General features: G+C 37.3%; 12 protein-coding genes. 5 read left to right on the top strand and 7 right to left on the bottom strand.

All coding sequences use genetic code 11. The features are described 5' to 3' along the window. Window positions 1-24 precede the first annotated feature (24 nt). Window positions 25-666 (bottom strand): orotate phosphoribosyltransferase, encoded by a 642-nt coding sequence (gene pyrE, locus ABXT71_RS01165; protein ID WP_415371973.1) that lies wholly within the window; start codon window positions 664-666, stop codon window positions 25-27. A gap of 7 nt (window positions 667-673) precedes the next feature. Between pyrE and ABXT71_RS01160 the strand changes: the two genes are divergently transcribed. Next, window positions 674-1,297, top strand: a complete 624-nt coding sequence (locus tag ABXT71_RS01160) for an NUDIX hydrolase (protein ID WP_415371972.1) — start codon at window positions 674-676, stop codon at window positions 1,295-1,297. Here the strand turns inward: ABXT71_RS01160 and ABXT71_RS01155 are convergent. After that, complete coding sequence (locus ABXT71_RS01155) at window positions 1,265-3,025, bottom strand: M14 family metallopeptidase (protein ID WP_415371971.1); 1,761 nt, start codon at window positions 3,023-3,025, stop codon at window positions 1,265-1,267. The genes ABXT71_RS01160 and ABXT71_RS01155 overlap by 33 nt on opposite strands. 117 nt (window positions 3,026-3,142) lie before the next feature. On the opposite strand from ABXT71_RS01155, the gene ABXT71_RS01150 reads away from it, so the two are divergent. Beyond that, complete coding sequence (locus tag ABXT71_RS01150; RefSeq protein ID WP_415371970.1) at window positions 3,143-3,991, top strand: T9SS type A sorting domain-containing protein; 849 nt, start codon at window positions 3,143-3,145, stop codon at window positions 3,989-3,991. 136 nt (window positions 3,992-4,127) lie between these two features. On the opposite strand, the gene ABXT71_RS01145 is transcribed toward ABXT71_RS01150, so the two are convergent. Continuing rightward, a complete protein-coding gene (locus ABXT71_RS01145) occupies window positions 4,128-4,271 on the bottom strand; it encodes a hypothetical protein (protein ID WP_415371969.1) in 144 nt (47 codons plus the stop codon). 168 nt (window positions 4,272-4,439) lie between these two features. Then, window positions 4,440-6,146 carry a transcription termination factor Rho gene (gene rho, locus ABXT71_RS01140; protein ID WP_415371968.1) on the bottom strand — a complete coding sequence of 569 codons (1,707 nt, stop codon included), beginning with the start codon at window positions 6,144-6,146 and terminating at the stop codon, window positions 4,440-4,442. 192 nt (window positions 6,147-6,338) lie between these two features. Here rho and ABXT71_RS01135 point away from each other — a divergent pair, with 192 nt between their 5' ends. Beyond that, on the top strand, window positions 6,339-6,746 hold the full coding sequence (locus ABXT71_RS01135; RefSeq protein ID WP_415371967.1) for a DUF4293 domain-containing protein: 408 nt from the start codon (window positions 6,339-6,341) through the stop codon (window positions 6,744-6,746). A gap of 316 nt (window positions 6,747-7,062) precedes the next feature. On the opposite strand, the gene ABXT71_RS01130 is transcribed toward ABXT71_RS01135, so the two are convergent. Then, window positions 7,063-7,569, bottom strand: a complete 507-nt coding sequence (locus ABXT71_RS01130) for a metallophosphoesterase family protein (protein ID WP_415371966.1) — start codon at window positions 7,567-7,569, stop codon at window positions 7,063-7,065. A 139-nt stretch (window positions 7,570-7,708) separates the two neighbouring features. On the opposite strand from ABXT71_RS01130, the gene truA reads away from it, so the two are divergent. Beyond that, on the top strand, window positions 7,709-8,470 hold the full coding sequence (truA, locus tag ABXT71_RS01125; protein WP_415371965.1) for a tRNA pseudouridine(38-40) synthase TruA: 762 nt from the start codon (window positions 7,709-7,711) through the stop codon (window positions 8,468-8,470). 1 nt (window position 8,471) lies between these two features. Then, on the top strand, window positions 8,472-10,232 hold the full coding sequence (locus ABXT71_RS01120) for an ABC transporter ATP-binding protein (RefSeq protein ID WP_415371964.1): 1,761 nt from the start codon (window positions 8,472-8,474) through the stop codon (window positions 10,230-10,232). A 174-nt stretch (window positions 10,233-10,406) separates the two neighbouring features. On the opposite strand, the gene cdaA is transcribed toward ABXT71_RS01120, so the two are convergent. Beyond that, a complete protein-coding gene (cdaA, locus tag ABXT71_RS01115) occupies window positions 10,407-11,180 on the bottom strand; it encodes a diadenylate cyclase CdaA (RefSeq protein WP_415371963.1) in 774 nt (257 codons plus the stop codon). 156 nt (window positions 11,181-11,336) lie between these two features. Then, a complete protein-coding gene (gene folP, locus ABXT71_RS01110) occupies window positions 11,337-12,173 on the bottom strand; it encodes a dihydropteroate synthase (RefSeq protein WP_415371962.1) in 837 nt (278 codons plus the stop codon). Window positions 12,174-12,222 lie beyond the last annotated feature (49 nt).

Genomic DNA, 12,222 nt, shown 5'->3' with positions numbered 1-12,222 from the left:
TTTAGGGTTTGTTAAGTTTGTTAATTATTGTTTCCACTCTGAAGGATTTTCCCGCCATTGGCCAAGAACATCCATGTCATCTTTAGAAATATAATTTGTTTTTTCAGCCTGAATTAGTAAATGTGAATAATCGCTCAACGTATTTAGCTGCACATCTGCTTTTTCAAAATTTTCTACTGCAAAATCAAAACCATACGTAAATATCGCAAGCATTCCTTTAATATGTGCTCCGGCAGATCTTAATGCGTCTACGGCTAATATACTGCTTTTTCCGGTGCTAATAAGGTCTTCTACGACAACGACATTTTGTCCTGCTTCTATTTTGCCTTCTATCTGGTTTTGTCTTCCGTGTTTTTTTGCTTCTGGTCGCACATAGCAAAATGGTATGTTCATATAATCTGCAACTAGGATACCGATACCTATTGCGCCTGTAGCGACACCAGCAATAGCATCTGGTTTGCCATATAATTCTTCAATTTGATTTGCCATCTGTTCTCTTAAGTAGTTTCTAATAGTTGGGTATGAGAGGGTTATTCTATTATCACAATAAATAGGCGATTTCCATCCTGACGCCCATGCAAATGGTGTTTGCGGTTGTAATTTAATTGCATTAATTTGCAACAGTAATTCGGCCGTTTTTTGAGCTGTTTCTTTGTTTAAAATCATTTTGCAAATGTATAAAGTTTTTGTCAATGACATCCCTATAATTCTTTCAACAGAAAAGAAAATAGGAAAGCAATACACAACCATTCCTCTAAAACAAGCAAAGTTTAAAAAATTGATTAGAAAAATCAATAATGGTGAGCTCTTGTATGTGAACCTTTATCATAAGGATGAAGAGAGATTAGAGAAGTTCTTGCGTAAAAAATTGCCTGTTGTTGAAGCTGGTGGTGCCTTAGTATATAATGCCAAGAAGGAAATTTTATTTATTCGTAGAAATGGTAAGTGGGATCTCCCTAAGGGAAAACTAGAAAAAGGTGAGAGTCCACAGGAAGGTGCCATAAGAGAGACAGAAGAGGAAACAGGAGTGCAAAACTTAGTGATAAGAAAATTTATAGCACAAACGTACCACGTATTTAAACGTAATGATAAGTTTAAACTTAAGATTACATACTGGTATGAAATGTATACAGACTATACAGGAGACTTGGTTCCAGAAACCAAAGAAGGTATCAAGAAGGCAAAATGGAAAAATTTTGCCAAATCTCAAAAGGCTCTAAAAGAATCCTACGAAAACGTAAAGCTACTATTCCCAAAAGAATATTTAACCACCCACCCTAATGATAGGGTATCTTAAATGTGCTTCCTCATAGTTAGGCGATTTTTTATGAAGCCAATCTAATTGCGCATACCAGCTCTTGGCAAATGAAGGCTCTGCTTTTTTCTTAGCTTCAAAGGCTTTCATTACATCAGGATTGTCATCAAGGAGTTTTTTTGCTTGGTCTTCCCAGACATAAGGAGAGAATCCTTCTTTTTGCTGTAAAATGGTGTCAAAGAAGTTCCAGTTAAAAAAACTATCTGTAGCCGCTGGCTCTAGTGTCTCTAGTAAGTATCGCATTCCTTCTTGATTTGTGTCTACAATTAAATCTCCTTTACGCACAGCTACATTTTCTGTAGTTGCAATAATTGTGGTGTTATAATGAAGGTAGTGTCCCTCATAAGGAGATTGCCTTGTTTTATAATCTGCTATGTGATACACTGTCGCATCCATTGTGCTGTCTTTTTTTACTGAAGTCATTCTTACTTTATTCTCGCGCAATCGGTCAATAACGTTCCAATACCCTTTTGGTATGATATACTTTTCAGGTATTGTGACTGAAGTGGTAGGTGTAAAATAATTTTGATACGAAACTTCTTTGGTAAAGGGTTTTTTCTTGTCAAACTTAAGGCGTTTAAAACCCGTGATCTCACTATCAATCATCTCGCCTTCATACCCTTTAAAAGTCAACGTTGATGCTTTTGTAGTGTCTACACTCCAAGATAGTGGGTACACATCGCCTTTTTTAAAGTGGTTAAAATTTTTGATTCTCTTAGCGATAATAACGTCGGCATCGGCATCAACAATGTTAATCATACTACTCATGAGTTCATATGTGCCCTCAACCCTTTCTTTGTAAGGTTTGAGCATATGAGTTTCTACCATCATTCCCAGGGTGTTATAGAGGCTTGTATAGCCGGTAGAATATCTAGGAGAGTCGTTAAACTGACTAAATCCTTTTTCTGGAGTACTGTTAAAGACATTTACATAAGGAGTGATATCCCATTTTTTTAGAGCAAGAGAATCTTCTAATTGAGGCATAAACGAAGTATGCAGATATTCGCCTAGCGGCCCACCAAGTTTATTGTGTTGCGTAAATAAGTGTGTCAGGGTGTATTGGTAGTCTGCGCCATTGCTCACGTGGTTGTCGATGAATACGTCAGGTTTTATGGTTCTAAATATGTCTGTAAAAGCAAGCGCATTCTTGGTGTCGGTTTTTATAAAGTCTCTGTTAAGGTCGTAGTTGCGAGCATTTCCTCTAAACCCATATTCCTCTGGGCCGTTTTGATTTGTTCTGGTCGTACTGTTTCTATGGAGTGCTCCGCCTATATTATATACTGGAATGACTGCTACAATGGTGTTTTTAGGACTTTTAATTTTTCCCTCTGCCAAATCTCTCATAAGCATCATAGAAGCATCAATACCATCACTTTCTCCGGGGTGTATCCCGTTATTAATAAGAATAAGTGTCTTGCTTCTTTCGTCTCCAAACTCTGATGTAAAAGTTCTATCTGGATTATAGGTTACTAGTTGTAGTGGCCTACCACTATCGGTTTTTTGCATAGAATATACAGAAATGGAGGGGTGCGCTTTTGCGAGTGCCTCATAAAAAGTAACAATTTCACTATAGGTCGCCGTCTCTAGTCCTTCAGATTTTTCAAATCTAGTATCGAAATCAAAATGATGATCTCGTTTCTCACTACAGGAGACTTGAATTATTGTAAAGAATAGAAAGGCGAGGAGAATTGAGGAGTGCTTTATCTGCATTGTTTTATTGTTTTTGTTGAGATAGAGTGCAAAAATCGAAGTATTTTTTAACATAACCGCGTCCTGTATTTATTTATACTATATTTGTTATTTAATATTAACTAAATTAAATTTATTATGAAAAAAATTACTTTATTTTTTGCTGTTGCTCTAATAGCTGCAGCAGGTTTTGCACAGCAGGTAACGCTTTCTCAATCTATTGACACTTCAGAATTTGTTGGAGCTGTAGCTTGTGGTGGTGGTGGATTTACGGCTGATAACGTTTTTTACCGCGCGTATACGCCATCTGATGAGGGTGAATTTAATTCATTTTCAGTAGAAGGTGTTGATTTTGCATTTAATTTTACAGCAGGAACTGTAGAAGAGGTTGAAGTGACTGTTCGTGCTTGGACAACAGACGCTGCTTTTCCAGGTGGTGCATTAACAGAAGTTGCTATGGCAACTGCGATTTTAGGTTCAGCCGATGATGCTACTATTGTATCTGTTGATTTTGAAACTCCTTATGTATCAGCTGATGCAGGAGATCAAGTAGTTATTTCTCTTGAAATTCCTGATGCAGATGACACTTTTGATGCACGTATTGGTATGAATGACTTAGGTGAAACTGGTGAGGGTTACATTAGTTCTGTAGCTTGTGCGATTGCAAGTCCTACTACTTACACAGCAATAGGTTTTCCAGATGCTCATATAATTTTTGATTTAAGAGGATCTGATGTTTTAGGAACAGAAAATTCTGAATTGGCTCAAGTTTCTATTTTCCCTAACCCTGCATCAGATTTATTAAACATTAACGTACCTTCTACTATCGAGGTTACTAGTGTTGCTCTATATGATGTTTTAGGAAAAGCAACTAACGTTTCTTTATCTAATGGTCAAATTAATATTTCTGGACTAGCAAGAGGTATTTACATTCTTAATGTAAACACTACCGCTGGAACTTTAACAGAAAAAGTTATTATCGAGTAATCATACTCCTTAATTAATTATTTAAAAGCCTTCTGCATTGCAGAAGGCTTTTTTGTTTGTTTGCTATTTACATAGGAATTTTTTAAGCGATAAGAATAGGCGCACCCACTACTGAGTATGCCTTGCGGCTTAAATGTCAAGGCAAGGTCCCTGAGTGAGTGTGTGTGTGTGTGTGTGTGTGTGTGTGTTGTTGTTGTTGTTGTTGTTGTTGTTGTTGTTGTTGTTGTTGTTGTTGTTGTTGTTGTTGTTGTTGTTGTTGTTGTTGTTGTTGTTGTTGCATTATTGTAGCGTCATTTTCTAAATGCTGCTTCTCAGTCTTTATAACGAGTGCTATTCAGCGCCTTTTTAAATGGAATGAGCTCCTGTTTATTCTTAAAATTTCCGCGTAAAAAAAGACCCGATATTGCTATCGAGTCTTTAGAGTTATTCATTAAAACAGTCTATTGTTTTATCCGTTCATAGAGATCAGGAACTCCTCGTTATTACGAGTTTGTTTAAAGCGCTCGTTAATAAACTCCATCGCTTCTACTGGGTTCATATCTGCAAGATACTTGCGCATCACCCACATACGTTTAATAGTGGTGTCGTCAAGTAATATGTCATCACGACGTGTGCTCGAAGAGGTAAGGTCAATAGCAGGGAAAATACGTCTGTTAGATATTTTTCTATCTAACTGTAGTTCCATATTACCAGTTCCTTTAAATTCTTCAAAGATTACTTCATCCATTTTAGATCCAGTCTCTGTAAGTGCCGTTGCAATGATACTTAAAGATCCACCATTTTCAATATTTCTAGCAGCACCAAAGAAACGCTTAGGCTTGTTTAGGGCGGCGGCATCTACACCACCACTTAATATTTTTCCACTAGCGGGTTGTACTGTATTATAAGCACGAGCTAAACGTGTAATCGAATCTAACAAAATTACAACATCGTGACCACACTCAACAAGACGCTTAGCCTTGTCTATTACAAGATTTGCAATACGAACGTGCTCTGATGGCTCTTTGTCAAAGGTAGAAGCAATCACTTCACCTTGTACATTACGTTGCATGTCTGTAACCTCTTCAGGGCGTTCGTCAATAAGAAGGATAATTTGATATACTTCTGGATGATTAGCCGCTATTGCGTTTGCGATGTCTTTAAGTAACATCGTTTTACCTGTCTTAGGCTGCGATACGATCATGCCACGTTGTCCTTTTCCTATAGGGGCAAAAAGGTCAATAATACGAGTAGAAATGGTGCTCTGCTTTTCGGCAAGTTTAAATTTTTCTGTAGGGAATAAAGGCGTTAAGTGCTCAAAAGAAACACGGTCACGAACCACACTCGGTGATTGACCATTGATCATATTAACCTTAATAAGAGGGAAATACTTCTCACCTTCTTTTGGGGGTCTTACTTCTCCAAGTACAGTGTCACCAGATTTTAAACCAAAAAGTCTAATCTGAGATTGTGATACATAAATATCATCTGGAGATGATAAATAATTATAATCACTAGAGCGCAAGAAGCCATAGCCATCTTGCATAATATCTAAGACACCTTCACTTGAGATAATGCTGTCAAACTCATAATCTGGCTCTTTATAACGGTTACGGGTATCTTTATTCCCGTTTTTACCAGCATTGCGATTGTTGTTTTTATTACTATTGTCTCTGCTATTGTTGTCTCTGCGGCTATTAGGCTTCGTATCGTTGCTTGATTTTTTATCCTTGTCATCATTGTTTTTATGATGATTGTTCCGCTTTTCGTTTTGATTAGGACGGCTGTCCTTGCGGGTATCGTTTCTTTTAGTGTCAACAGTTGTGGATTCTTCCTTTTTAGAATTTTCTGCCTTTTTAATGCTTTCCTCTTTTTTAGGATGTTCTTCTTTTTTTGAACTGTCCGCTCTTTTCGAATCTTCCTGTCTGCTTTTTACTGGAGCGGCTTTACGCTGTGCTCTCGGTTTAGGTGCAGCTCTCGGCGTTTCCTTTTCTGGAGCGGCATCATCAGTAGCAACTACTGCTTTCACTTTGTTTGGATTTGCGGCTTGGTAATCTAATATTTGATATACCAAGTCTAATTTTTTCATGCTTTTGTACTTAGGTACTTTTAAAGCTGAAGCAAGTTCCTGTAATTCAGGCAACTTTTTTGCTTTTAATTCTGAAATGTCTAACATCTAAAATGTATAAGTTTGAATTGTAATTAGGGAAGATTCCGAAGATGGAATTTCTTTTGAAAATTTATCGAAGACTAAGTAACCTTATTTGAAGTGGTTACATATAGATAATGCAATAATACAATATTAATTTAGATATCGCATTTATATTCTACTAAAGAAACGTTATTTTTGCTGGTATAGCGCAGATTTATGTTACAACGTATTCAGACTATTTATATGACTATCGCCATTTTATTAATGGGCGTATTGTATTTGTGGTTTCCAGCATTAACAGATGGGGATACAGTGATTATTGATCGTAATGAACCTTTGGTTTTTGGCGTTATATTTGGAGCAATGGCATTCATTGTTTTAGCAATTTTAAGTTTTAAAAAGCGACAGTTACAGTTTGTGCTTAATCGCTTATCAATCATATTAAACTTTGTATTACTGGGAGTTTTCGTTTACAGAGCACTAAGTATATCTGGAGAGACCTTGGTTTCGGAGAAGGGTATTGGGGTGTTGATTCCTATCATTTCTATCGTTTTTTTAGTGATGGCCAATAAGGCCATCAAAAGGGATGAAGACCTTGTAAAATCTGTGGACCGTTTACGATAAACTATTACTTAGTACTATTAGTGCAAGACCCTTCTGGAATGCCATCCGGAAGGGTTTTACTATTTTAATGAGATAACAAATCTTGATTTTCCTAATCTAACTAGCCCTGCTGCATAGCAAGCTCTCCTTGAGATTAAGGTGATTATAAGAAGATAGACTGTCATTACGAACTTGACTTATGCTGAACTTGCTTCAGTATCTTAGTCTCCCATGAAGAATTCCTGAAAGACTAACACTACGAGGCCTTATTACTTAAAGATCATTTGTCTTATCTCTTTCGGCGAAGCGGTCTTTCTTCACTTTCCCAGCAGGAATATTAAACTTTTGGATTATTCCTTTCAAATTCAATCACCTCTAAGTTAGCTATTTTTCCAGCATCTATAGTGAACCGAAGCATCGTTCGTACTTGCTGAAAACCGTGGGTGCCCACCGCTCCTGGGTTCATGTGTAACAAGCCTGTTTTTTTATCATTCATCACTTTTAAGATATGTGAATGCCCCGTGATATATAGCTTTGGCGGATTTGCATAAATATCGGCTCTTACACGTTGATTGTATTTTCCGGGATAACCTCCTATGTGCGTCATCCAAACATCAACCCCTTCACACATAAAGCGATGGTCTAACGGGAATTCCATTCTAGCCTTTGCATCGTCGATATTACCATAAACCGCTCTCAATGGCTTTAGTTTTTTAATGGTGTCTGTCACCTTGAGATCACCTATGTCTCCAGCGTGCCATACCTCATCGGCGTGTTTAACGTGTGCAAGTATTTGATCATCCAGGTAGCTGTGCGTATCACTAAGTAGAAGTATTTTTTTCAAGGGAAATAGAAGATTTATTTAACTACAAAATTACATTTTTAAAGCCTTTATAGCGAAGGTTTATAGTCCTTCTATTTTATTTTATGGCTAATCTAAAAATTAGGCCTTTCATTTTGTAATTTTGTTGAAAACTAGCGAGGTGAGGTATTTCTTAGAGATAGCATATAACGGAAAAAACTATTGCGGCTGGCAAAAACAGCCGGATGAGAATACCGTGCAACAAGAAATAGAACGTTTTTTGTCTAAGGTACTACAGCAGGAAATAAATACAATGGGAGCAGGGAGGACAGATGCGGGTGTTCATGCCAGACAGATGTTTCTTCATTTTGATATTTCCGAAGCGATTACAATCACTAACTTTCTATATAGAGCAAACTCTTTCTTGCCTTCAGATATTAGTGTGTTAAATATTTATAAGGTCAATGATGACGACCACGCTCGTTTTAATGCCATTGCTAGAGAATATAAATATTATGTAAGTATTGAAAAAGATCCATTTTCTATAGCATCAGCTTATCAGATAAATAATACACCAAATTTAAAATTAATGAATGAAGCGGCATCTTCATTGTTAGATTATACGAATTTTCAATGTTTTTCAAAAGTAAAAACAGGAGTGCATACCTTCAATTGTAAGGTGACAAAAGCTGCGTGGACGGCAAAAGACGGGAAGTTGATTTTTACTATTTCGGCAGATCGTTTTTTGCGGAATATGGTGAGAGCTATTGTAGGAACGCTGCTAGAAGTAGGGAGCGGGAAGATTACTATTGCAGAATTTCACGACATCATAAAAAGTAAAGACAGAGGGGCTGCTGGTACATCTGTACCTGCCCACGGACTCTACTTGACAAAGATAATATACCCAGAAACCGTATCTTTGATACCTATTAAAACATTGTAACTTGGCAGATTCAGGAAAGGCTTTTGACCTCAAATTATTTAAACGACTCATCGCGTTTGCAAACGTGTATCGTAATGTATTCTACTTTGTAGGCTTTGCTGCTATTGCCATGGCGGCGCTTTCTGCAGTAAGACCTTATATCTTAAAAGTAGCAATAGATGAGTCTATCATAGGCAAGGATGGCGAGGGCTTATTGTTTTTTGTTCTCTTAATGGCAGGAGTGCTTTTGCTCGAGGTGCTATTTCAATTGGCATTTATTTATTATGCAAACTGGCTAGGGCAGCACGTCGTAAAAGACATTAGAGTAAAGCTTTTTAAACTAATGACCAGTTTTAGAATGCAATATTTTGACAAGAGTGCGGTAGGGAGGTTAACGACGCGAGCCGTGAGTGATCTAGAAACTATTTCTGCGATTTTTAGTCAAGGTTTATTTATGATAATTAGTGATTTGCTAAAAATGGTAGTGATTGCAGGAGTGATGCTCTTTATGAGCTGGAAGCTAGCACTCATTGTGTTTTTAATTTTACCAGTGATATTAGTAGCCACAAGAATTTTTCAGCGCGCGATGAAAACTGCTTTTGAAGAAGTGCGACTGCAGGTGTCAAACCTTAATTCATTTGTGCAAGAGAGAATTACGGGGATGAAGATCCTTCAAATATTTAACAGGGAGGATATAGAATTTAGAGAATTTGAAAAAATAAATGCCAAGCATAAAAAGGCTTGGGTAAAGACAGTATGGTATAATTCTATTTTCTTTCCTATTGCTGAAATGTCAAGCTCCGTGGCAATTGGGCTAGTAGTTTGGTATGGAGGGCTTAATGCAGAAGGAGGATTGGTCACCTTAGGAATCATATCTGCCTTTATAGATTTTTCGCAAATGCTCTTTAGACCCTTGCGTCAGATTGCAGATAAATTTAATACACTGCAAATGGGTATGGTGGCTGCAAATCGTGTGTTTGCTATACTTGACACAAAATCTCATATTCAAAATACAGGAGCGTTCGTGCTGAACAACCCTCAGGGAATAATTGAATTTAAAGAGGTGCGGTTTAGTTATATTCCAGATGAAGAAGTGATAAGAGGTATTAGCTTTCAAGTGAATCCAGGAGAAACCGTAGCTATTGTTGGGGCTACTGGAGCCGGAAAGTCTACTATTATAAATCTCTTAAATCGTTTTTACGAGATAAATAAAGGGGAGATTGAGATTGATGGAAAGGATATAAAAGAATATACATTAAGTTCTTTACGAAGCCAAATTGCAATAGTCTTACAGGACGTGTTTCTCTTTGCAGATACGATTTTAAATAACATTACGCTTAATGACCCTAATATTTCTGAAGCAGAAGTTAAGGAAGCAGCCATTGCTATTGGCGTTGATAAATTTATAGAAACCTTGCCAGGTGGGTATCATTATAACGTGAAAGAACGCGGTGCAATGTTGTCTTCTGGACAGCGACAATTAATTGCATTCTTGCGGGCATATGTAAGTAAGCCAAGTATTTTGATTCTTGATGAAGCAACGTCGAGTGTCGATAGTTATAGTGAAGAGTTGATACAGACTGCCACAGAAAAGCTCACCAAAGGACGTACTTCTATTGTTATAGCACACAGACTTGCTACCATTAAAAAAGCAGACAAAATTATTGTGATGGAATCTGGTAAGATTGTAGAAATGGGAACGCATAAAGATCTACTTACTAAAGAAGATGGACATTATCGATCGCTTTACGAAGTCCAGTTTATGGTTGAAGAGTCGGCGTAAATTACCGGTTGGTTAAACATATGAATAAAGGTACGTGCTGGCTTACATAGGTCAATACTAAAAATAACCATCTTTCATCTCCGTAGGGAGATGTCCCAGTATGATTCTATGACCTATTGGTTTTGTCCCGAAATTTTGATCCAGTTTGTTTCAACAATTTTAACAATACTTATCTTAACTTAAATCTGAATTGAGGTTCTCTTTTAATTCTTCTAGGGTGTCAAAGAGAGAGAAGTTGCCCTCTTTAACATAGGATATTTGCCCGTTTTCTTCTGACACCACTAAGCAAACAGCATCTGTCTTTTCTGATATTCCCACAGCAGCGCGATGCCGTAAGCCAAAACGCAAAGGAATATTTCTGTTATTTGAAACAGGAAGAATAACACGTGTGGCGGTAATTTTATTTCTCTCAACAAGCATTGCCCCATCGTGGAGCGGGCTATTTTTGTAAAACACAGATTCTATAATGGGTTGATTTACCTCCATCTCCATCGCATCGCCGCTGTCTTTAATAAAATCTAAGCTGTTATTGCGTTTGATTACTATAAGAGCGCCCGTTTTTTCTTTCCCCATTTTCTGGCAAGCGTTCACGATCACTTCTATATTTGTTTCTGGTCCTTCCGTACTGCTGAAAAGATTAAATCTTTTGAAAATTCGTTTGCGAGATGAGAAATTAGTCGAGCCTAACATCAATAAAAATTTCCTGATTTCTTGCTGAAATACTACAATCAAAGCAAACATACCAACACCTAAGAATCCACCTAAGATAGTACTTAGAAGCTCCATTTCTAAAAATTCTGTAAGGCGCCAAATCCCATAGACAATTACGATTCCAATAAAAATATTGATCGCAACGGTACCTTTCACAAGTTTATAGATATAATATAATAGGAATGCCACTAGCACAATGTCTACAATGTCAATGAATCTAGGGTCTAGGAAATCCAATTAGGGGGTGTTTTAGGTTGGTTAAAAGTAACTAAATTTTAATAGTTTCAAAATTATTTAAAACGATTCGTTTGAGTGCCTTTTGGTTTAGCTTGAAAATTAAACACCCTATAAGCGCACATTTCTTTGCTGCTTACTAGCACTAAAACTGCGTACTCATATGTCTGAGGATTTCAACTTTGTTACAAGCTTCACACAAGCTACGGCTTCTTTCACATCGTGTACACGTATTATGTTTGCGCCTTTGTCTAGTGCAATACCGTGAAGTACAGATGTGCCGTTCAGTGCTTCTGTTGGTTCAATCCCTAAGGTTTTGTAAATCATAGATTTCCTAGAAACTCCCGCTAAAATTGGTGCGTGTAAAGATTTTAAAAGCTCCAGATTATTCAACAACTCAAAACTATGGTTTGCAGTTTTTGCAAAACCAAACCCTGGGTCAATAATGATATCGTTAATGCCTAGGCTTCTTGCTTCTGCTAGTTTTTGAGTGAAATAGAGGATGACTTCATTAGTGATATTTTGGTACTCTGCCTTGGTGGTCATATTTTGTGGGGTCCCTTTCATATGCATTACGATATAGGGTACTTTTAGTGAGGCTACAGTCTGGAACATTGCGGCATCAAGACTTCCTCCAGAAATATCATTAATCATACAAGCCCCAGCTTCAACGGCTCTTCGTGCAACGTGACTTCTAAAGGTGTCTATCGAGAGCAGTGCCGTGGGGAATATTTTTAAAATTTCAGTAATCGCAGGAATAACGCGCGCTATTTCTTCTTCTTCTGAAATGTTAACGGCATTTGGTCTAGAGCTATAGCCACCAATATCTAAAAACGTTGCGCCATCTGTAAGCATCTTTTCTGCCTGTGACATAATAGCTGTTTCTGTAGTAGTCTTCCCGCCGTCATAAAATGAATCTGGAGTGACGTTAATAATCCCCATTACGCGCGGTGTGGAGAGATCGATGAGCGTGCCTTTACAATTGATAGTCTGCAATTTTTAATTCTGATTAATTATAGCGAAATTTACGCAAATTCTTAGAACT

It is taken from the genome of Patiriisocius sp. Uisw_047 (assembly GCF_047730165.1).
In the GTDB taxonomy this organism is placed as follows: domain Bacteria; phylum Bacteroidota; class Bacteroidia; order Flavobacteriales; family Flavobacteriaceae; genus Patiriisocius.
The sequence above is the reverse complement of the archived record's forward strand: the minus strand, read 5'-3'. Positions and strand labels throughout refer to the sequence as shown.

Bases quoted from the DNA above. Each gene is read 5' to 3' on its own strand.
- pyrE (WP_415371973.1), bottom strand. From the start codon at position 666: ATGATTTTAAACAAAGAAACAGCTCAAAAAACGGCCGAATTACTGTTG.
- ABXT71_RS01160 (WP_415371972.1), top strand. From the start codon at position 674: ATGTATAAAGTTTTTGTCAATGACATCCCTATAATTCTTTCAACAGAA.
- ABXT71_RS01155 (WP_415371971.1), bottom strand. From the start codon at position 3,025: ATGCAGATAAAGCACTCCTCAATTCTCCTCGCCTTTCTATTCTTTACA.
- ABXT71_RS01150 (WP_415371970.1), top strand. From the start codon at position 3,143: ATGAAAAAAATTACTTTATTTTTTGCTGTTGCTCTAATAGCTGCAGCA.
- ABXT71_RS01145 (WP_415371969.1), bottom strand. From the start codon at position 4,271: ATGCAACAACAACAACAACAACAACAACAACAACAACAACAACAACAA.
- rho (WP_415371968.1), bottom strand. From the start codon at position 6,146: ATGTTAGACATTTCAGAATTAAAAGCAAAAAAGTTGCCTGAATTACAG.
- ABXT71_RS01135 (WP_415371967.1), top strand. From the start codon at position 6,339: ATGTTACAACGTATTCAGACTATTTATATGACTATCGCCATTTTATTA.